Origin of the sequence: Martinezella multihospitum (assembly GCF_900094585.1) — a bacterium.
Classification (GTDB): domain Bacteria; phylum Pseudomonadota; class Alphaproteobacteria; order Rhizobiales; family Rhizobiaceae; genus Rhizobium; species Rhizobium multihospitium.
This window is the reverse complement of the sequence record NZ_FMAG01000001.1, coordinates 426,799-446,542: the sequence shown is the minus strand read 5'-3', so window position 1 is coordinate 446,542 and position 19,744 is coordinate 426,799. Positions and strand designations below refer to the sequence as shown.

General features: G+C 61.0%; 16 protein-coding genes. 4 read left to right on the top strand and 12 right to left on the bottom strand.

Translation table 11 applies throughout. The features are described from left to right. Positions 1 to 48: 48 nt before the first annotated feature. From GA0061103_RS01985 to GA0061103_RS01950, 8 genes are all read right to left on the bottom strand, one after another. Positions 49 to 807, bottom strand: coding sequence for a DUF1028 domain-containing protein (locus GA0061103_RS01985; RefSeq protein WP_092706590.1), 759 nt, complete (start codon positions 805 to 807; stop codon positions 49 to 51). A gap of 5 nt (positions 808 to 812) precedes the next feature. Next, entirely contained in the window at positions 813 to 2,600 is a 1,788-nt protein-coding gene (locus tag GA0061103_RS01980; RefSeq protein ID WP_092706588.1) for a gamma-glutamyltransferase family protein, read from the bottom strand. A 23-nt stretch (positions 2,601 to 2,623) separates the two neighbouring features. Further along, positions 2,624 to 3,502, bottom strand: a complete 879-nt coding sequence (locus GA0061103_RS01975) for an ABC transporter permease (RefSeq protein WP_092706586.1) — start codon at positions 3,500 to 3,502, stop codon at positions 2,624 to 2,626. Then, positions 3,499 to 4,446 (bottom strand): ABC transporter permease, encoded by a 948-nt coding sequence (locus GA0061103_RS01970; RefSeq protein WP_092706584.1) that lies wholly within the window; start codon positions 4,444 to 4,446, stop codon positions 3,499 to 3,501. Before GA0061103_RS01970 ends, GA0061103_RS01975 begins: the two co-directional genes overlap by 4 nt. Before the next feature lie 70 nt (positions 4,447 to 4,516). After that, positions 4,517 to 6,025 (bottom strand): ABC transporter substrate-binding protein, encoded by a 1,509-nt coding sequence (locus tag GA0061103_RS01965; RefSeq protein ID WP_092706582.1) that lies wholly within the window; start codon positions 6,023 to 6,025, stop codon positions 4,517 to 4,519. An 86-nt stretch (positions 6,026 to 6,111) separates the two neighbouring features. Further along, positions 6,112 to 6,849 carry a FadR/GntR family transcriptional regulator gene (locus tag GA0061103_RS01960; RefSeq protein WP_092706580.1) on the bottom strand — a complete coding sequence of 246 codons (738 nt, stop codon included), beginning with the start codon at positions 6,847 to 6,849 and terminating at the stop codon, positions 6,112 to 6,114. Between the two features lie 192 nt (positions 6,850 to 7,041). Beyond that, on the bottom strand, positions 7,042 to 8,484 hold the full coding sequence (locus tag GA0061103_RS01955) for a M81 family metallopeptidase (RefSeq protein ID WP_092706578.1): 1,443 nt from the start codon (positions 8,482 to 8,484) through the stop codon (positions 7,042 to 7,044). A gap of 7 nt (positions 8,485 to 8,491) precedes the next feature. Beyond that, positions 8,492 to 9,625, bottom strand: a complete 1,134-nt coding sequence (locus GA0061103_RS01950) for an ROK family transcriptional regulator (RefSeq protein ID WP_092706576.1) — start codon at positions 9,623 to 9,625, stop codon at positions 8,492 to 8,494. A gap of 383 nt (positions 9,626 to 10,008) precedes the next feature. Between GA0061103_RS01950 and GA0061103_RS01945 the strand changes: the two genes are divergently transcribed. Continuing rightward, positions 10,009 to 11,508: an MDR family MFS transporter gene (locus tag GA0061103_RS01945; protein ID WP_092706574.1), complete on the top strand. Its 1,500-nt coding sequence runs from the start codon at positions 10,009 to 10,011 to the stop codon at positions 11,506 to 11,508. A gap of 36 nt (positions 11,509 to 11,544) precedes the next feature. Here the strand turns inward: GA0061103_RS01945 and GA0061103_RS01940 are convergent, their stop codons facing one another. Then, a complete protein-coding gene (locus GA0061103_RS01940; RefSeq protein ID WP_245304628.1) occupies positions 11,545 to 12,318 on the bottom strand; it encodes a FadR/GntR family transcriptional regulator in 774 nt (257 codons plus the stop codon). A gap of 429 nt (positions 12,319 to 12,747) precedes the next feature. Between GA0061103_RS01940 and GA0061103_RS01935 the strand changes: the two genes are divergently transcribed. Continuing rightward, positions 12,748 to 14,211 (top strand): DHA2 family efflux MFS transporter permease subunit, encoded by a 1,464-nt coding sequence (locus GA0061103_RS01935; RefSeq protein ID WP_208603470.1) that lies wholly within the window; start codon positions 12,748 to 12,750, stop codon positions 14,209 to 14,211. Positions 14,212 to 14,232: 21 nt separating this feature from the next. Here GA0061103_RS01935 and GA0061103_RS34940 read toward each other — a convergent pair whose 3' ends face one another. After that, positions 14,233 to 14,373 (bottom strand): hypothetical protein, encoded by a 141-nt coding sequence (locus GA0061103_RS34940; protein ID WP_162747693.1) that lies wholly within the window; start codon positions 14,371 to 14,373, stop codon positions 14,233 to 14,235. 258 nt (positions 14,374 to 14,631) lie between these two features. Here GA0061103_RS34940 and GA0061103_RS01930 point away from each other — a divergent pair, with 258 nt between their 5' ends. Further along, positions 14,632 to 15,678, top strand: coding sequence for an NAD(P)-dependent alcohol dehydrogenase (locus GA0061103_RS01930; protein ID WP_092706570.1), 1,047 nt, complete (start codon positions 14,632 to 14,634; stop codon positions 15,676 to 15,678). 168 nt (positions 15,679 to 15,846) lie between these two features. Next, on the top strand, positions 15,847 to 17,589 hold the full coding sequence (locus GA0061103_RS01925; RefSeq protein ID WP_092706568.1) for a cation:proton antiporter domain-containing protein: 1,743 nt from the start codon (positions 15,847 to 15,849) through the stop codon (positions 17,587 to 17,589). A gap of 15 nt (positions 17,590 to 17,604) precedes the next feature. Here the strand turns inward: GA0061103_RS01925 and GA0061103_RS01920 are convergent, their stop codons facing one another. Together GA0061103_RS01920 and GA0061103_RS01915 are read right to left on the bottom strand one after the other, a co-directional pair. Continuing rightward, the gene (locus GA0061103_RS01920) at positions 17,605 to 18,516 is read right to left on the bottom strand and encodes an acetamidase/formamidase family protein (RefSeq protein WP_092706566.1); all 912 of its coding nucleotides are present in this window, start codon (positions 18,514 to 18,516) and stop codon (positions 17,605 to 17,607) included. Positions 18,517 to 18,612: 96 nt separating this feature from the next. Beyond that, entirely contained in the window at positions 18,613 to 19,674 is a 1,062-nt protein-coding gene (locus GA0061103_RS01915) for an alginate lyase family protein (protein ID WP_092706564.1), read from the bottom strand. Between the last annotated feature and the right edge of the window lie 70 nt (positions 19,675 to 19,744).

Here is a 19,744-nt window from a genome sequence, read left to right as displayed (position 1 = left end):
AGTTCCCTTTTATGATTTTACCATTGGTCAGGCTTCAATTGAGGTTACTCACGATAGAGCTGCCATCGTCGCACGGGAAGCCGAGGGTCGGCCTTCGGCCACCCTTTTGGCCTCAAGTGCAGCAATCTTCTCGTCTATCTCGCGGCGGTCGATCATGCCGCTTGGATTCTGGCGCGTCGGCATGGTCTCGGCGACATGGAGATAACGCTCCTGCGCGACCGCATAGAGCCGCTCCAACTCGGCAAGCGGATCGGCGTTGTCGTCGACGCGGATGTTCAGCCAAGCGTAATCCTGATCGCGGTGGATGACGAGTGCGGCCGATTGTTTGCCGCGCTTGTCGCCGCCGGCATATTCGCCAGCGCGCATGGCTTCGAGCAGCCGTTCAGCCAGCGGCTTTCCTTCGGTCTTCTTGAAGGTTGCAAGCGTTTCTGCAATCACCTGCGGTCCGGCGAGCATATTGCCGGCGACCGACACGTTGTCATCGACCAGATGGCCCGCCCAATCGATGCACTTGGCGCCGGTGAAGGCAGCGTTGTTGCCCTTGCCGTCGATCAGATGGAACTGACGCTGCTCGCGGCCCTCGTCACGGGCGCTCAGTGTTTCGAGAATCTCGCCGGGTGCATGGCCTGATGCCAGCATCGCCAGTCCATCGATGCCATAGAGCGGGCTGGCAAAGGCCTGCGTCGCAACCGCGCCGATGCCGCCACGGATATGCGGCACAATGCTGCCGACCGCAAAGAAGCGCGTGGCGACGGCGATGGCGAGATGTCCGGTTTCCGGCTCTCGGGCAACGATCGACCAGGTCATCGGCTCTATCTCCCAACGGCGTAGGCTTGCATCAAACGCGGAGTTGCTGCAGCGCGCAAGAGACCATCCGCGTCACGCCGCGCTGCGGTAAGCCGCCCCACGGTCCATTCCGGCGCGACGGTCAACTGGTGGCCCTTCTTTCGGAGCTTATCCAGCACATCGGCGCTGAAATTCGCCTCTGCTGTCAGGCCGCCCGGTTCGCGGGTGCGCGGATAAAAGGAGCTCGGGAAATGCGTGCTGTGGAACAGCGGCTTGTCGATCGCTTCCTGCAGGTTCAGCCCGTGATGGACATAGCGCAGGAAGAAGGCGAGCTGCCATTGTTCCTGCTGATCGCCGCCGGGCGTGCCGAAGGCGAGGGTCGGGCGCCCCTCATGCAGTGCCATCGTCGGGGTCAGCGTCGTGCGCGGCCGTTTGCCTGGTGCGAGCGAGGAGGGCAGGCCCTGCTGCAGCCAGAACATCTGGGCGCGAGAATTGAGGCAGAAGCCGAGGCCGGGAATGATCGGCGAGGATTGCAGCCAGCCGCCCGATGGCGTCACCGACACCATGTTGCCCTCGCGGTCGATGACATCGATATGCACGGTGTCGCCGCGCTTTTCGGTGAGATGCGACATGGTCGGCTCATAGACCGGGCCGCTCTTGGCCTCCGGCGCTTCGAGCATCTTCATGGTGAGATCGTATTGGCTCTCGAAGCCCGACAGCTTGCCGGGCCGCAAGGCAAGCGACGCCTCTGGCGAAATCAGCCCGCGGCGCTCGTCGGCATAGGCATCCGACAGCAGGGCTTCCAGCGGTACACGCGTGAAATTCGGGTCGCCGTAATAGACCTCGCGGTCGGCAAAGGCGAGCTTCATGGCTTCGGTGACCGTATGGACGAAGTCCGCACCGGCGGGGTCCATGCTGGCGAGATCAAAGCCCTTGAGCAGCGACAGCGTCTGCAGGAAGACAGGACCTTGACCCCAGGGGCCGATCTTGGCGACCGTCCAGCCATGATAGTCATAGGTTCGCGGCTCTTCGATGGTGGCGCGCCAGTTGGCCATGTCCTCGGCGGTCAGCACGCCCTTGTGGCGGGCGCCGCTCGCATCCATGACCTCGGTCTTGCTGACATAGCTGTCGATCGCTTCTGCAACGAAACCGCGGTAATAGGCATCGCGCGCCGCCTCGATTTGGGCTTCGCGGTCGCTCTTGCTTTCGGCTTCCGCGACGACGCGCTTCCAGGTTTCGGCGAGAACCGGGTTCTTGAAGTTGGACCAGGGTTCCGGGGCGGAGCCTCCGGGGAGCCAGGTCTCGTAGGATGTCGGCCATTCCTTGCGATAGAAATCGGCAAGCCCTGCGATGGTGGCGGAAACGCGCGGCAGGACGGGATGGCCCTTTTCGGCATAATGGATCGCCGGTTCCAGCACGTCGCGGACGGTCAGCCGGCCGTAATCGCGCAGCATCAGCATCCAGCCGTCGAAGGCTCCGGGGATGACGGTCGCAAGCAGGCCATCGCCGGGGATCAGCTTCAATCCCTCGCGCGTGTAATGCTCGATCGTTGCGCCTGCCGGCGCCGGTGCCTGGGCGCAGATGACCTCGATCTTGTCCTTCTTCTTCGAATAGAGGATGGCCGGCATGTCGCCGCCCGGCCCACAGAGATGCGGCTCGACGATCTGCAGCACGAAGCCGGTCGCAACGGCGGCGTCGAAGGCATTGCCGCCCTTTTCGAGAATGCTCATGCCGACGGCGGAGGCGATCCAGTGCGTCGAGGTGACGACGCCGAAGGTGCCGAGGATTTCGGGGCGGGTGGTGAATGCGGTCATTGGGGGCATCCTTTTCAGTTTATTCATGCTTCGCGCGGGTCGAGCGCATCGCGCAGACCGTCGCCGAGGAGATTGAAGCCGATTACGACGAGGAAAATGGCGGCACCCGGCCACATGGCCATCCAGGGCGCCTGTTCGAGATAGTTCTTGGCGACATTGAGCATCGAGCCCCAGCTGGGAGCCGGCGGCTGCTGGCCGAGCCCGAGGAAGGAGAGGCTGGCCTCGGCAATGATGGCGGTCGCGATGGTGAGCGTCGCCTGCACGAGGATCGGAGCAAAGACGTTCGGCAGGATATAGCGGGTGATGATGCTGAAGTGGCGCAGACCGATCGAGCGGGCGCCCTCGACATAATCCTCCGTCTTGACCGCCAGCACCTGGCCGCGCGTCAGCCGCACGAAGACTGGCGTTGCCGAAAGCCCGATCGCGATCATCGCGTTGGTGAGGCTCGGGCCGAGGAAGGCGGCAAGCGCAATGGCGGTGATGAGGAACGGCATCGCCAGAAAGGCTTCGGTGATGCGTGAGATGATCTGGTCGATCCAGCCGCCGTAATAGCCGGAGATCAGGCCGAAGGGTACGCCGATCGCGACCGCGATGGCGACCGAGAAGATACCGGCCATCAGCGATGCCCGCGCGCCCCAGATCATGCGGGAAAGAATGTCCCGGCCGAGGTCGTCGGTGCCGAGCCAGTGGGCGGCCGACGGTGCCTTGCGGATTGCCGACCAGCTGGTCGCGACCGGATCAGGGATCGGCAGCAGCGGCGCGAGCGCAGCAAGCACGGTAAAGAACAGAATGATGGCAAGCCCGACCAGTGCCCCCTTGTTGGCCTTCAGCTTTCGCCAGGCCCGATTGGGAGCGCGTTTGGCGGAGGGGGGCGCCGCGGCCGTCTGAACGATCGTGCTCATAGGGCTGCCCTCATGCGCGGATTGAGGAGGACATAGAGAATGTCGGCAATGAGGTTCATGGCGATGAAGCCGATCGCCGTGCAAAGCACCACGCCCTGGACGACGGCGTAATCCCGGTTGAAGACCGCATCGACGATCAGCTTGCCGAAGCCGGGAATGGTGAAGATCTGCTCGGTGAGCACGGCACCGGCGAGGAGTTCGCCGAACAGCAGAGCGCTGACTGTCACGATGGGCAGGACGGCATTGCGGAAGCTGTGCTGCAGCACCACGACTGCTTCCGGCAGGCCCTTGGCACGGGCGGTGCGGATATAGTCGGCGCTGAGCACGCTCAGCATCGAGGAACGGGTATGGCGCATCAACGTTGCAGCCAGCGCATTGCCAAGCACGAATGACGGCATCAGCATCGTCTGGATCGAACGCCAGGGATCTTCGAAGAACGGCTGATATCCCGAGGCCGGCAGCCAATGGAGCTTCACCGAAACCAGCAGGATCAGCATGATGCCGAGCCAGAAGTTCGGCACGGACAGACCGCAGAGGGCGACAATATTGGCGAGAAAGTCGATGAAGCTATTCTTCTTCACTGCCGCCAATATGCCCATGGGAATGCCGATGGCGAAGGCGAAGATCATCGACATGACGGCGAGCTGGATGGTGACCGGCAGCTTTTCGGCGACAAGCGTCAGCACCGGTTGGTTGGTGCGCAGCGAAACGCCGAGATCGCCCTTCGCGACACCCTGCAGCCAGTAGCCATATTGATAGATGACCGGGTCGTTCAGGCGATATTTCTCGCGCAGCAACTCCAGCACCTGCGGGTCGCGCTCCTCGCCTGCCATGGCGAGCACCGGATCGCCAGGCAGAAGCTTCTGTAGCGAGAAGACGAAGATCGAAATGATCAGCAGCGTCGGTATGGCGACGAGCAGCCTCTTTCCGATATAGCTATACATGGGCAGTTCCTTGCCGCGATGTCGAATGTGAAAGCGCCATGCGGGAAGGAGCCCGCACGGCACTCGTAGCTCAGCCGCTCTTCTTTACGCCAACAAGGCGGATCATGCCGTCCGGAGAAGGCACGAAGCCGGAGATTTTCTTGTTGTAGGCCCAGATCCAGGCCTGATGCCCGAGGAAGATGATCGGCAGATCCTGGTTGAGGATGGCCTCGGCCGCATCGTATTTCTGCTTGCGCACGGCATTGTCCTGCGACTGGCGCGCTTCAAGCAGCAGCTTGTCGACCTCCGGATTGCTGTATTTGGAATCGTTGAGGCCGGCGCCCGTCGTCACGAACTGCTGGATGTTGCCGTCTGGATCGGAGCGGCCGGACCAGTCGGATCGGCTGAGCTGGTAGTTGCCGCTCGACTGCGCGTCGAGCAGCGTCGCGAATTCGGTCGTCTTCAGCGTCACGTCGAAGCCCGCTTCTGCGACCATCGACTGGATGATCTGCATCATCTGCATCGAGACAGGATTGTTGGCGACGGCAAGCTCGACCGGGATGCGGTCGAAGCCCGCCTCCTTGATCAGGGCCTTGGCCTTGTCGACATCGCGGGCGGGCACCGGAACATCCTTGTCGAACCAGGGGCTGTTGGGTGCGAATGGCTGGTTGCCGGCAAGCCCGGTACCGTCAAAGACGATCTGCATGGCCGCCTCGCGGTCGATCGCCAGCGAAAAGGCCTGACGCAGGCGCTTGTCCTTGCCCATCGGATTGTCAGCGCGAGCGCCGTTGCCGACATTGGCGTAGACGCCGAGCCAGCCGGTGCCGACAGCATCGGCATAGACGAGATTGGGATCGCCCTTGACCGTGCCGGCATCGGACGCCGCGACACGCTCGATCATGTCGAGATCGCCGGAGCGCAGGTTTGCGAGGCGAACGGTCGTGTCGGGGATAGGCAAGTATGTCACCTTGTCGATGAAGATCTTGTCCTTGTTCCAGTAATCCTGGAATTTTTCGAGCACGATGCGGTCCTGCTGCACGCGCTCGACGAATTTGAACGGGCCGGAGCAGACGGGATGATCGCCGAATTTCGCGCCGGCAGCCTTTGCCGCAGTCGGTGAGACCATCATGCCGGAGCGGTCGGAAAGCTGCGCAAGCAGCGTAACGTCGGGCGCTTTCAAGGTGAAGGTGACTTCGTACTCGCCTGTGGCGTCAACCTTGGCGACGGAGGAAAGTTCGCTCTTGCGACGTGACTCCGGCATGGTCTGATAGCGCTGGATATTGTCGACGACAGCTTGAGCGTTGAATGGCGTCTCATCCTGGAATTTGACACCCTGGCGCAGCTCCATGACGAGCTGCTTGCCGTCCGCAGACCATTTCCAGGATGTGGCAAGCTGCGGCACGAATTGCAGGTCCGGCGTCACGTCGACGAGCTTGTCGCAGAGCGCGGTATAGACGATGCGGCCGACGAAGGTGCGGGATTGTGCGGGATCCAGCGCATCCGCATCGTCCTGCAGGCCGATCTTCAGTTCGACGGCTAGGGACGGTAGCGCGATGAGGGCGCCGGCGGCAAGCGATGCCATGAATTTGGCGATCTTCATTCTGTTCTCCTGTTTATAGTTTTCGTTCTTTGCAGTCTCGACCGGTTTCCTCTCCGGTCGTGATCTGGCGTGGGCGGGACTTTTGGTTAGCCCACTTCCTCAGTCAGCGGTTCCTCAACTTGCCGCGCATCCAGCGAGGTGACGCGGATCAGGCTTTCCTGCAGCATCAGTAAATGTTCGCGCATGGCCTCGGCCGCCTTCATCGGATTGCGCGCCGCGATCGCGTCGATGATCGTCCTATGCTGGGCATAGGACACAGGGCGTGTCTTGTTGATGCTGCGGGCCAATTCGCGAATGGTTTGCCAGGCCTCGTCCTGACGAACGTGGTTGATGACGTCGAAAATGGTCAAGAAGAACTGGTTGCCGGCGCTTTGCGCGATCAGCCGATGCAGCGCGCCGTCCCAAAGCTCACGGCTGTCTGCGTCGTCGCTGGCGGTGATTTTCTTTGCCAGCTCATACATGCGTTCGATGTCGTCGGGCTTGGCGCGCATGGCGGCGAGCTGGGCCAGCTGCGGCTCGATGCGCAGACGGACTTCCATGACCTCCATGAGATCCGTGCCGGCGACAAGCGTGCTGACATGCTGGCTCCAGTCGTCCGGGCGCTGGCCGACATAGGTTCCGGACCCCTGGCGTCGCCAGACGCGGCCTTCCGCTTCCAGCACCTCAAGCGCCCGCCGGATCGCGCGCCGGCTGACACCCAGCGTCTCCGACAGAGCTCGCTCGGTCGGCAGCTTTCCGTCCGCCGGGAGATCGGCCGAATTCAAAAGCCCACGGAGCCTTTCCAGGGCATGAACCGAATTCTCCGGAAGGCTGTTGATTGCCATATCGAGAGGTGAACCAATTTGAAATTGGTCCAATAGAAGTTGAACTCGCTCGCCTCGTCAAGCGCTTTTTTGTGCAACTTCGGCAATGCACAATGTTTGTGCGCGGCGCGAAAAGGCGGCCCGTGAAACCTGGTCGCCTTTCTGGAATGATGAAACAATCAAAGTCGAGTTTCTCAACCCTTGCCGGGCTGTTCAGCGACCGGTGGCGCGTGCCGAAAGCATCGTCTCGGGCATGAAATCGAAATCCTTGTCGAAGGGATAAGTCGGTTTCGTCTTGCGCAGCCGCGGCAGGCGCTCGACGAACTGATCGACGACACCGGGGGACAGCGCCATCAGGTTCGGATTGGCGATCGGCGCCAGCTCCGGCGAGAGGTAACCCGATTTGACGACGATGATCTTCGCCTTCAGCGGATCGAGGCCGAGGCGGGTGAAATCGACGATGTTGTGATAGGGGCGGCGCCTGGCCGACAGGACGAGGTTGATGCCGCCGATGGAGACGACGGCCTGCCTGTCGCTCGCTTCCGTAGTATCCAGCAGATGCCTGACCGTGAAGTTGCCTTTGACTGGCTTGCTGCCTTTGGTGTCGAGCGATGCGCCGACCGATAGATCAAGGGTGGCGCCAAGGCCGGCGGTATAGCAGGCTTCCGTCGCGGTCTTGTCGGCTATGCCGGCGAAAATGACGCCTTCTGCACCCTTGGCAATCAGTTCCGCCAGCACATCGGCGCGATCACCGACGCCGCCGCCCGTCGGATTGTCTCCGGATTCCGCCAGAACCACGGGTGCAGTCGCGCTTGCAACGGATCTTTCGACGCATTCCTCGATCGAGCCGGTCTCGCAGCCGAAAACGAAATCCTCGCGGGCATCCCAGTAGGCTTGCGCCAGTCGTTTCGCCTCGCGTTCGAGCGCGGCGCGATCCGTGCCGGTCATGATGGCGGCAGCAGTTGCGCGAGGCTCGTCGGCCCAGACATAGCCGACCATCAGCGATGCATCCCAGACGCCGTCGATGGCGTCGATGCCGGGCAGCATGTCGTAAAGGCTCTTGGCCGGCTCGTCGACGGTGCTGGTACGTTCGCCGGGCAAGACTACGGGGATCGGTGCCCAGAGCAGGATCGGCTTCACCCCGGTCTTCAGGCTTTCCGTCAGCATCTTGACGGCGCGGCGCATGGTCTCCTCGACATCGATATGCGGCGCCGTGCGATAGGTGGAATACATGTCGAGCGCATCAATGATGCGCTGGGTGACATTGCCATGCAGGTCGTAGCTGGCAGAAACCATGCAGTCGTCGCCGACGATGGCGCGGGCAGCGCTGATCCAGTCGCCTTCGGCATCTTCCATGCCTTCGACATACATGGCGCCGTGCATGGCGAGATAGAGCCCATCGAGCGGCAGCAGCGTCTTCAGGCCTTCCAGAAACTCGGCCTTGAACGCCTCGTAGGTATGGCGGGCGACTGGACCGCCGGCGATCGCTCGCGCATGGATGGTCGGCAGAAATTCGCCGTCATAGTCTTTGAGGAAGGCGAAGTAGGGTGCTGCGGTCATCTCCGCGCCGCGCAGGACGCGAAAATCCTTCTCTTCGTTCAGGACGGGATTGTAGGTGCTGCATTCGATGTGAATGCCTCCGACGGCGATGCGCATGGGAACCTCAATAGGGGTTGGGACCAATCAGAAAATTATGGGCGGCAATGCTGGCAGCGCCTCGTGCCCAGACATCGCTATCGACACGCTGCGTGCGGATCGGCGTCTGGCCGGCATAGCGCGGCAATACGTTCGCCTCGACCGCCTGCCGCATGACGGTGCCGAAGAGGCTATCAAACCGGCCTTCGACATGGGTGATCAGGATCAGGCCGGGATCGTTGAACTGGATGAGATGCGCAATCGCAAGCCCAAGCGCGCTGCCGGCGCGATGCAGGATGCGGATCGCGGCAGCATTGCCGAGTGATGCCTCCGTCTCCAGGTCATCGAGGGATTGGCAGGCGAGACCCTCCGACTTTGCCATTTCCTTGATCGCCTTCAGCGAGGCCACGGTATCGAGGCAGCCGCGCTTGCCGCAGCGGCAGGGCGAGCCATTGGGCTCGATGGTGCAATGAGCGATCTCGCCGGCGCCGCCGTGATTGCCGCGGTAGAGCTTGCCGCCGACGAAATGGGCACAGCCGATACCGTCATCGAAGGAAACGACGCTGAAGTTCTGTACGTCGCGCGCGCTGCCGAACAGCTTTTCGCTGACGGCGACCGCCTTGGCGTCGTTTTCGATAAACGTGTCGATGCCGGTTTTCTGCCTAATGATACCGGCAAGCGGCACGTCCTGCCAGCCGAGCAGCGTGGATTTGACACAGCTCGCCTGCTTTTCATCGACGAAGCCGGAAAGTGCGATGCCGAGGCCGGAAAGCTTTCGTCCGGCATCGTTGCATTCGGCAAGCAATTTCGGCAGCGTGTCGGCGATCATCGCGGCAATGACATCAGGATCACGCGACAGCGGCATCGTCTGGCGAGCGACGATATTGCCGTTGAAATCGCTGAGCACCAGCGGTGCCGGGTCTTCGAGCAGCGAAATTCCACCGAAGAAGGCGCCTTCCGGATGCAAGTCCAGCAGGATCGACGGGCGGCCCTGTCCGTAAATCGTTTCCGTCTCCCGCAAGACGCCGAGGGAAATCAGATCGCGCGCAATCCCGCTCATCGCAGCCTTGCTCAGCCCCATGGACGCTGCCAGAACCGTGCGGCTGGAAGGGCCTGATTGGCTGATGACCCGCAAAAGCTGCTGCTGGGAGGACGTTAGCAATTCGACGTACCACCTGGATTCGTGCTTGTTTTGCGGAGAATAAGTTCAGAAAATAAACAAAGCAACCATATTTGGTTTCGTCGCAGACCTAATTATGCCGCGCCGCAATATATTGGAAGAGCGCACCGATTGCTCGATCTGTTTTGTGAAAGGCGGCAGTCCAGGCGCCGCCCTTGGGTGATTTGGTGAAATATGTTCGCGTTTAAGCAGTTGACATCGACCTGCATCAATATGCAAAGCTTATCATAACGATTCAGCCGGCGCTCGCCCTCCAATCGTCTCGTCCCTAGACTTTGATCCCAGAAGTTAAGCGCTCGACCATGGCCGTTATGGCGGCATGTGCATTTTTCCGATCCCGGGTGCAGCAGTCAGAAAGGAATGCCATGTCCAGCACGGTCGATCATTCGAGACGCCCGTTGGTCATCGTCTCGATCATGCTTGCGACCTTCATGGTCGCCATCGAAGCGACCATCGTCGCGACCGCCATGCCGCGCATCGTCGGCCAGCTCGGCGGCTTCACCTATTATAGCTGGGTCTTTTCCGCCTTTCTGCTGGCGCAATCCACCACCACCGTCATCTATGGCAAGCTTTCCGATATTTTCGGCCGCAAACCCATGCTGATCGGCGGCATCATCATCTTTCTCATCGGCTCGACGCTCGCCGGCTTCGCCTGGTCGATGGCTTCCCTGATCGTTTTCAGGCTGCTGCAGGGCCTCGGCGCCGGCGCTATCCAGCCTGTCACGATGACCGTCGTCGGCGATCTCTACAAGCTCGAAGAGCGAGCCAAAGTGCAAGGCGCGCTTGCCAGCGTCTGGGCGATCTCCGCTGTCATCGGCCCGCTTGCCGGCGGCATCATCGTCGACAATCTTTCCTGGGCCTGGATCTTTTGGATCAATCTGCCGCTTGGCGTCCTTGCCATCGCCGGGTTCATGATCTTTCTGCACGAGTCCATCACGCCGCGCGAGGCGAAGATCGATTATCTCGGCACGATCCTGTTCTCGATATCGATCGTATCGCTGCTCGTCATCCTGACGGAGACCGATGCAGGTTTTGCGGTTCTCTGTCCGCTGGCGATCGTCTTTATCGTTACCGGCATCCTGTTCCTGTGGCAGGAGCGTCGCGCGCCGGAGCCGATCATCTCGATCGCATTATGGAGCAGACGTCTGATCGCGACCAGCAACGCCGCCACCCTGCTTGCCGGCATGGCCCTGATCGGCTTGACGACCGTTCTGCCGATCTATGTTCAGGGTGTCCTTGGTCGTTCGCCGCTTGAGGCCGGCTTTACGCTGACGATGCTGATCGTCGGCTGGCCGCTGGCCGTGATGCTGGCGAGCCGGTTCTTCCGCACCTTCGGCATCCGCAACACCCTGCGCGCCGGCAGTCTCATGTTTCCGTTCGGCTCGCTCTTCCTGCTGTTCCTGACGCCGGAGAGCAGCCCGGTGATCGCCGGCATCGGCTCATTCCTGATGGGCTTTGGCATGGGTCTCATCAGCCTTACGAGCGTCGTGCTGGTGCAGGAAAGCGTCGAATGGTCGATGCGCGGCAGCGCCACGGCCTCGATCATCTTCTCGCGCAGCCTCGGCAACACGCTTGGCGCAACCGCGCTCGGCGCGATCATGAATGTCGGCATCGCGCATTATGGCAGCGGCGAGCTTGCAACGAGGCTGCACGATATCCTCAATCAGCCCACTGGCCTTTCCGATCTCGGCACCGATCCCGCGATCAGAAGCGTCTTCGATGCGGCATTGCACTGGAGCTTCTGGGGTGTCGTCATCGTCGCCCTGACGACCTGCGTGACCATCTGGCTGATCCCGGTCACGCGAGATGCGGGTCGCGGATCGTCGGCGCCCAAGGCGGATGCACAGGAGGCGATGACCCATTAGCGCAAATCCAGTGTAGCCGGGACAGTGCGTGATCTGTCAGAAGCCGTAGTCGCGCGCGAGCCAGGCTTCCAGCAGGTTTCGCGATGCCTTGATTGCGGCGTCCGTATCCTGCGCGACGATGGCGTTGAGGATCGCCTTGTGAAGGGGCAGGGAGCGTTTTTGGCCCTCGGCTATGTCCTCATGGCCGGAAAGTGTGCGATTGGCGTAGATCCCGACGGCGATCAGATCGATCAGCTGCGAATAGATCATGTTGTGGGTGGCAGCGAAGATCGCCGTATGGAAGCGCAGGTCGGCATCGGCATTGCTGTTGACGTCGCCGATGGTGGACGCCATCTCCTCGTAGGCGGAATTGATCGCCGCAATGTCGCTCTCGGTGCGGCGCAGCGCTGCGCGTGCGGTTGCCTCCGGCTCGAGCGCCAGGCGCAGGTCCTTGATCGAACGCATGATCTCCACGGAGGGGCCGGTCTCGTAGTACCAGACCATGACATCCGTATCGAGATGATGCCAGTTGGAGCGCTCCTTGACGCGCGTGCCGACGCGGGTCTTGATCTCGACCAATCCCTTGCCGGCAAGGCACTTCATCGCTTCGCGGATGACCGTGCGGCTGATGCCGAATTGCTCGACCAGGTCCGGCTCGTTCGGCAGTGTCGCGCCGACCGGATAGTCTCCGCCGACGATGCGGCGGCCGAGTTCGTGGACGAAATAGCCGAAGACGCCGCGCCGCGGGATCGTACCGTATTTTCGCACAAAGGCATCGAAAGGCGACTGCGTTACGATCAGTTTCGACTCCGGGGTAGCCCTAGAGGTCATTGCGTCCTGGCCATGTTTCATTATGCGGGGCTCTCGTTCCTTATTGATGCGCCGTTCGTAAGAACAATCATCAGCCTACGTCGATTTGTGAGGCTTCTTGCTGGTATCTCGGCCAGTTTGGGGCTGTTCCATATTGATGTTGTATCGATCCCATTGTTCTTCCCGCGGCATTTTCCAGCGAAAACCCTAGCATGTCTTGCGTATGCATGCCTACTGGCGCCGAATTGATCGATCTGTTCACCAATTTGAACATGCTGCTGCGTTTCGCCTCGGGCCTATTGGGATCGGCAGCGGTGATCAAATTGCGCACCAGCCGCTAAGCGAAACGTGATCGCTTAATCGATTGATGGGACAATTTCGGCTATCGTAAACGTTATCGAACCGGTTAAATGCAGGCGGGATGCGAGGCGGATTCGGAGTTGCTGATCCATGAATGACATGTCCACACCTGGGCAAAGGGAGAAGGTGCGGGAGGCGGGCTCGCGCTCGCTGTTGATCGCATTGCTTGTGGCCGGTGCCTTCTTCATGGAAAATCTGGACGGTACGGTCATCGCGACTGCCTTGCCGCAAATGGCCGTTTCGTTCGGTGCGCGCCCAGTCGACCTCAATATCGGCATGAGTGCCTATCTTCTGACCCTCGGCGTCTTCATTCCAATCAGCGGCTGGATCAGCGATCGTTTCGGCGCGCGTCTTGTCTTCACGACGGCTGTTATCATCTTCACGCTCGCCTCCGTCCTCTGTGGTTTTGCCAATGGCGTCGGCTCCTTCGTTGCCATGCGTATCCTGCAGGGCATTGGTGGGGCGATGATGGTGCCGGTGGGCCGTCTTGTGGTCTTGAACAATACGCCGAAGGACAAGCTGATCTCGGCCATTGCGACGATCACCTGGCCGGCGCTGGTGGCGCCGATCCTTGGGCCGCCGCTCGGCGGCTTCATCACCGACCATGCAAGCTGGCGCTGGATCTTCTTCCTCAACCTTCCGCTCGGCATTCTGGCATTCATCTTCGCGCTCATGCTCATTCCGGAAACGAAAAGCACGGCGCGCCCGCCTTTCGACTGGATCGGCTTCGTCGTCAGCGGCATTGGCCTTGCGAGCCTGATGTATGGGTTGGAACTGATCGGGCGCCCTGATCCTGTCTGGCTGGAAGCCTGGGCCTATGTGATCGTCGGCTTTGTCCTGCTGGCCATCGCCGTCTTTCATTTTCTCCGCACGGAACATCCGCTCATCGATCTCTCGGGGCTGAAGCTGCCGACGTTCGCCATCACCATCTCTGGCGGATCGCTGTTCCGCACCGCCATCGGCGCAGTGCCCTTTCTGCTGCCGCTGATGTTTCAGGTCGGCTTCGGGCTCAGCGCCTTCCATGCCGGCATGCTGACGCTCGCCGTTTTTGCCGGCAATCTGGCGATGAAGCCGGCAACAACGCCCATTCTGCGACGTTTCGGTTTCAAGCCGGTGCTGATCGTCAATGGTCTTCTGAATGCCGTTTTCATCGCTGCCTGTGCGCTGTTTTCGCCCGACACGCCTCTCTGGTTCATCGTGCCGGTGCTGTTCATCGGCGGCATGTGCCGGTCGATGCATTTTACCGCACTCAACACGATCGCTTTTGCCGATATCCCGCCGGGGCAGATGACGGGTGCCAACACGCTGTTCAGCACCGTCTTTCAGCTGACGATGGGCATGGGCATCGCTGTTGGCGCGATCGGCATCCGCATCGGGCAGGCGATCAGCGCGCCGCTCGGAGTAGGGGGCATCGTCGCCATCGAGTTCCGTCTGGCTTTCGTGCTGCTCGGTATCATCGCGCTACTCGCCGTGCTGGATTGCTTGCCGCTTGACCGCAAGGCAGGCGATAACGTGTCGCGCAAGCCGAAGCAGGGCGCGAGGAAGGCGGCGTAGCGATGTCTTTTTCCGATGCGTTCAGTGCGGATATTGGATGAGATTGTAGTGCAGCAATATCGCGGGTATCGCCATCAGGATGATCAGAAGCATTGCCACGCTTGCGGCGCGCACCATCTTCATCCGGCGGGCGCGCTGACCGGTCCAATCATATACTGCCATAATGAGCCCCTCCTTCTCCTTGATTATTAGAAAGGCAAGAAATGGAACGCCAGTCAATATCGGCAATAGCGAGCTAAATAATAAGCATTATCTAATATATTGCAGATGAAGAGTGTTTATTGACCTTAAGAGGGCCATCGAACTTCATCTGCGGGGCCTAAAGATCGTTTTATGATGCCGGCCCACACGATATAACGGACAAGGATTTCGTCCCTGTGTCAGCGGGACGCCGGCTGCTTTGGAAAAGAGGAAAAGGCAATGAGCAAGATGCGTGCCCTGGTTTTGGAGCGTCAGCATGAACTGGCGATCCGTGATATCGATCTGCCGCAGGAGGTCGGGCCGGGTGAGGTGAAGATCAAGATCCATACGGTCGGCGTTTGCGGGTCGGATGTGCACTATTACACCCACGGAAAGATCGGCCCCTTCATCGTCAACGAGCCGATGGTGCTCGGGCACGAGGCGGCAGGGATCGTGGTGGAAGTCGGCACAGGCGTGACGCATCTGAAGGTCGGTGACCGGGTCTGCATGGAGCCCGGCATTCCCGATGCCAATTCCAAGGCCAGCCGTCTCGGCATGTACAATGTCGATCCGGCCGTCACCTTCTGGGCGACGCCACCGATTCATGGCGTGCTGACCCCATTCGTCGTGCATCCGGCCAACTACACCTTCAAGCTGCCCGATAATGTCAGCTTTGCGGAAGGGGCGATGGTCGAGCCCTTTGCCGTCGGCATGCAGGCGGCCACTAAGGCCCGCATCACGCCGGGCGACACTGCTGTCGTGCTTGGTGCCGGCCCGATCGGCATCATGGTTGCGGTTGCAGCCCTTGCCGGTGGTTGCGCGCGGGCGATCGTCGCTGATCTCGCCCAGCCGAAGCTCGATATCGCCGCGCAGTATCAGGGTGTCATTCCGGTCAATATCCGAGAGAAGAACCTCGTCGAGGAAGTCGATCGCCTGACCGATGGCTGGGGTGCGGATGTCGTCTTCGAATGCTCAGGCTCGCCAAAGGCCTGGGAAACGGTCATGGCGCTGCCGCGTCCCGGCGGCGTCATCGTCGCGGTCGGCCTGCCGGTCAATCCGGTCGGCTTCGATGTTTCCACGGCGTCGACCAAGGAGATCCGCATCGAGACGGTCTTCCGCTATGCGCATCAATATGAGCGTTCCATCGCGCTGATTGCTTCCGGCCGCGTCGATCTCAAGCCCTTGATCTCTGAGACCTTCACTTTCGAGGATTCCATCAAGGCCTTCGATCGCGCCGTCGAAGCCAGGCCGACAGACGTCAAATTGCAGATCGTTCTCGAGCAGTAAGCTCCGGTCTTCAGATCGCCTTGCCATGGGTTCGAGATCGTATCCCGTCTCGGCAAGGCGATGTTTTCCCTCAGTTTCACATCCCCCATAGACGGCCCAGCGGAAGCGATGCTAGTAGCCTTAAACAAAGGGAATAGGCTTTAACGCCGTGAAACGGGAAGGACTGCCGTGCCGCACGACGTTGCATTGATCGCATTGATTGCCGCCGGCTTCGTGTTCGCGGCTATTTTCGGCTATCTGGCCGACAGGCTGCATCTGCCGCCGCTGGTCGGCTATCTGGTGGCCGGCGTCATCATAGGCTCGTCCACCCCAGGTTTCGTCGCCGATGTTTCGCTGGCATCGCAGTTGGCGGAGATTGGCGTCATCCTGCTGATGTTCGGCGTGGGCCTGCATTTCTCCGCCGCGGATTTGCTGGCGGTACGCGGCGTCGCCATCCCCGGCGCCATCGGTCAGATAGCGATCGCGACGCTGCTCGGCGTGGGCTTGACCTCGCTATGGGGCTGGAGTGTGGGTGCCGGCGTGGTCTTTGGCCTCAGCCTTGCCGTTGCCAGTACGGTCGTGCTTTTGAAGGCGCTGGAGGAGCGCAATCTCGTGAGTTCGACCAATGGCCGTGTCGCCGTCGGCTGGTTGATCGTCGAGGACCTGGCCATGGTGCTTGCGCTCGTGCTCCTGCCGGCCTTTGCCGGTGTTCTGGGCGGTCATGCGGATGCCGGCGGCCATGCCGCTTCCGGCTCGATCTGGCTGACGATCGGCATGACGCTTCTCAAGGTCGCAGCCTTTGCGGCTGTCGCGATCTTCCTCGGCCCGCGTGTGGTGCCATGGCTCCTGACCTCGGTTGCGCGCACGGGTTCGCGCGAACTGTTCACGCTGTCGGTTCTGGCCATCGCGCTCGGCATCGCCTTTGGTGCGGCAGAAATCTTCGGTGTGTCCTTTGCGCTCGGCGCCTTCTTTGCCGGCCTTGTGATGAGTGAATCCCATCTCAGCCACAGGGCGGCGGCCGACTCGCTACCGCTGCAGAATGCCTTTTCGGTTCTGTTCTTCGTGTCCGTCGGCATGCTCTTCGATCCGACGGTTCTGATCCGCGAACCGTTGATGATTATCGGCGTGCTTGCGCTGATCATGCTTGGCAAGGCGTTGATCGCCTTCGGCGTCGTGCTGCTGCTGCGCTATCCCGCCAGCATCGGCTTTGCGGTTGCGGCGGGACTGGCGCAGATCGGCGAATTCTCCTTTATTCTCGCCGGACTTGGTGTCTCGCTCGGGCTGCTGACGCGGGAAGGACAGGATCTCATCCTTGCCGGCGCGATCCTGTCGATCACGCTCAATCCGCTCGCCTTTTACGCCACCGAGAAGCTGGAGAAATGGGCCTTCGCCCGCTGGCCGTTCCTGGCGAACAAGTACGGCATGGCGAAGCAGGAGGGCTTGCGCCGCGAACTGACCGCCATCAACAAGCAGCGCGAGGAGCGGGATCGCCAGCATCATCTCGAGATCGAGCAGCTCATCGAAACCTTCCCGATGTTTGCCGAGCTTGATGACAACGCGCATGAGGAGCTGCTGCTGCTCTTCCGGCCGCGGTCGGCTTCGCCCGGCGACAGGGTTATCCGCACCGGCGATCGTGGCGACAGCATGTTCTTCATCGCTTCGGGTGCTGTCGAAGTGCAGCTGGAAGACGACGAGATTCCGCTCGGCGCCGGCGCCTTCTTCGGTGAAATGGCGCTGTTGACGGGCGCACGCCGAACCGCGGATGTGGTCGCTGTCGACTTCTGTCAGCTTTTCGTGCTGGAGCGCCGCGACTTCAACCTTTTCATGTCGCGGCATCCGCAACTGCGTGCGGCCGTGAGCCGCATGGCGCGGGAGCGACAGGAGAGCAACGTATCGCGCCAGCGGCGCGACCTCTCGCAGGATGCAAGTTGATCGCAGGTTGATGTCTTATTTGCGCTTCAACCAGCTTTTCGAAACGCGGCAGGCCATGGTGTAGGCGGGGTCGAAGACGTTGCCGACATCATAGCGTACGACCTGGCCGAGCAGGTGGCTGGCTGCGGTCTTGTCGAGACCGTAATCGGAGCCGAGCCAGCGCAGCATTTCGCTGGTGGCATGCTGCAGGGCCTGGTCGAGGGGCCGGGCATTGCCGATGGTGAAGATATCCTCCGCCGTCTCGCCGCGCGGCCAGATGATCGCCCTTTTCTTTTCGACGCTGAGGCGCACCGTCACTTCGAAAGTGGTCTCGATACCGGTACCGACGATCTCGCCATCTCCTTGCACCGCATGGCAATCGCCGAGGAAAAAGAGCGCGCCAGGCGTCGATACCGGAAACCAGATGGTCGTCCCTGGCCCAAGCAGTCGATAATCCATGTTGCCGCCGAATTCGCCGCTGGTGGCGGTCGATATGGCCTGGCCGAGCGATGGCGCGACCCCGAAGCAGCCGATCATCGGCGACAGTGGCAGAACAAGCGCTTCGAGGCCCGCGACGGGTTCGGCAAGTCGTGCCGTCAGGGCTTCTCGATCGATCTGCCAGTACACCTTCTTGCTCGCCGGCAAGTCGCGCACGTCATGCGGGTCGACGACGTTGCTCGCCACCACACTGCGGGTAAAACCGGTGTCGCGTATCGGCACCATGGCGAGAATCTCGACCTTGAGACTGTCGCCCGGCTCTGCTCCCTCGACGAAGATCGGCCCGTTCATCGGGTTCGGCCCCGAGATGCGGTTGATATCGTGCTTGTCATATCCGGCGGCATCAAGGGTTTCGGTGACGACGGTATCGCCATCGGCGACATGCAGGGCCGGCGGCAGTGTGCCGATGACGTTGTGATAGGTGTCGGGAACGAAACGATGAGTCGCCATTGCCTTGTCAGCCTTCCGAGCAAATTGAGTCGTCCGACCTTAAGCTGCTCTTATGCCAACGAAAAGACGGACGACTACGGATAAGCCCAGGCTTGTTCAGTTAGCCGGAAGGCCGCCGAGATAGACCACGCTGCGCGATTGCAGCTTCCCAAGCAGAGCGGCGAGAGCAGGATCTGGAAAACGGCGCTCGAAAGGGGCCGCCCACGCGATGTCGTCAGCGTGAAGATGCATGGGCTCCTGCTTGGCGCCGGCCTTCTCCGTGAAGAAAGACGGATCGTCGAGGCCGGAGACCACTCTTTTCATCAGGCGGGCAAGGGCATCGTGGTCAACGGCGTAGAGATCGATGCCGTTGGCGGAGGCCATTTCCGCCATTGTGACGAGCGGAGCGGCAGCAAATATGTGATAGTGGAGCGCCCGGGAGCGGCGGGCCATCTCTAGCGGCAGGGTTCCATCCGGCTGGATCTGCTTTGCGCCGATCCTGAAGCTCTCCACCCCCCAATCGAACAGGTCTTTCCGGTTGGCGGCAATTCCGGCCGCTGTGGCGGTAAATCCCGCCCAGTAGCGATGGTTGTTGCGAGCGTCGCTTTTGTCGCTTCGCTGTTCATAATAGGCGATGTTGTAGGAGGCGACATCGGCAAGCCAGCCCGAAATCCTGGATCGTTCGTCGGAAGGGATTGCCTCATCGCTGTGGATCTTGAGCCAAGCAACGGCGAAGGAGCCGAGCATCCAGTCCTGCACATAGACGGCCTGGTTCGTGGAGGCGCCGTCAGACAGGGCCTTCGCAAAGGCAAAACTGTCTAGAAAGTGCGCCGCGCAACCGGCAACGGCCGTATCGCCGGTGCTTCTATAGCGGTCGGCCATCTCGATGACAGCGCCGGCTGCTGAGCGCAGATTGCTGGTTGCATCGTCATAGGCCTGCTTGCGCTTGGGATCGATGATCGAATGGGCGGCATCCGTGTAGTAGTCGGACATGGTAAGGGTTGCAGGCAATTGCGGCGGCATGGGGCATGGGAATGCTGCCTGTGCCTTGACGGCAGAAACCGGCTCGTCCCATGGGCTGCGCAAGGCTGCGGCCGCCTGTCCTTGGGTTACAGTCGCGAACATCAGGACTGTTGCGAGAATGATGGGCTTCTTGAAAAGATTTCGGAGGCGAGACATTGGACACCATGCGTGTGAGTGTTCGTCCTATGCATGGAGCACTATTGCGCGATTGATGGCGATTTTGCGT

What these genes read in the sequence shown, in the direction of transcription:
- GA0061103_RS01985 (WP_092706590.1), bottom strand. Translation starts at nt 807, where the DNA reads ATGACCTGGTCGATCGTTGCCCGAGAGCCGGAAACCGGACATCTCGCC.
- GA0061103_RS01980 (WP_092706588.1), bottom strand. Translation starts at nt 2,600, where the DNA reads ATGACCGCATTCACCACCCGCCCCGAAATCCTCGGCACCTTCGGCGTC.
- GA0061103_RS01975 (WP_092706586.1), bottom strand. Translation starts at nt 3,502, where the DNA reads ATGAGCACGATCGTTCAGACGGCCGCGGCGCCCCCCTCCGCCAAACGC.
- GA0061103_RS01970 (WP_092706584.1), bottom strand. Translation starts at nt 4,446, where the DNA reads ATGTATAGCTATATCGGAAAGAGGCTGCTCGTCGCCATACCGACGCTG.
- GA0061103_RS01965 (WP_092706582.1), bottom strand. Translation starts at nt 6,025, where the DNA reads ATGAAGATCGCCAAATTCATGGCATCGCTTGCCGCCGGCGCCCTCATC.
- GA0061103_RS01960 (WP_092706580.1), bottom strand. Translation starts at nt 6,849, where the DNA reads ATGGCAATCAACAGCCTTCCGGAGAATTCGGTTCATGCCCTGGAAAGG.
- GA0061103_RS01955 (WP_092706578.1), bottom strand. Translation starts at nt 8,484, where the DNA reads ATGCGCATCGCCGTCGGAGGCATTCACATCGAATGCAGCACCTACAAT.
- GA0061103_RS01945 (WP_092706574.1), top strand. Translation starts at nt 10,009, where the DNA reads ATGTCCAGCACGGTCGATCATTCGAGACGCCCGTTGGTCATCGTCTCG.
- GA0061103_RS01940 (WP_245304628.1), bottom strand. Translation starts at nt 12,318, where the DNA reads ATGACCTCTAGGGCTACCCCGGAGTCGAAACTGATCGTAACGCAGTCG.
- GA0061103_RS01935 (WP_208603470.1), top strand. Translation starts at nt 12,748, where the DNA reads ATGAATGACATGTCCACACCTGGGCAAAGGGAGAAGGTGCGGGAGGCG.
- GA0061103_RS34940 (WP_162747693.1), bottom strand. Translation starts at nt 14,373, where the DNA reads ATGGCAGTATATGATTGGACCGGTCAGCGCGCCCGCCGGATGAAGATG.
- GA0061103_RS01930 (WP_092706570.1), top strand. Translation starts at nt 14,632, where the DNA reads ATGAGCAAGATGCGTGCCCTGGTTTTGGAGCGTCAGCATGAACTGGCG.
- GA0061103_RS01920 (WP_092706566.1), bottom strand. Translation starts at nt 18,516, where the DNA reads ATGGCGACTCATCGTTTCGTTCCCGACACCTATCACAACGTCATCGGC.
- GA0061103_RS01915 (WP_092706564.1), bottom strand. Translation starts at nt 19,674, where the DNA reads ATGTCTCGCCTCCGAAATCTTTTCAAGAAGCCCATCATTCTCGCAACA.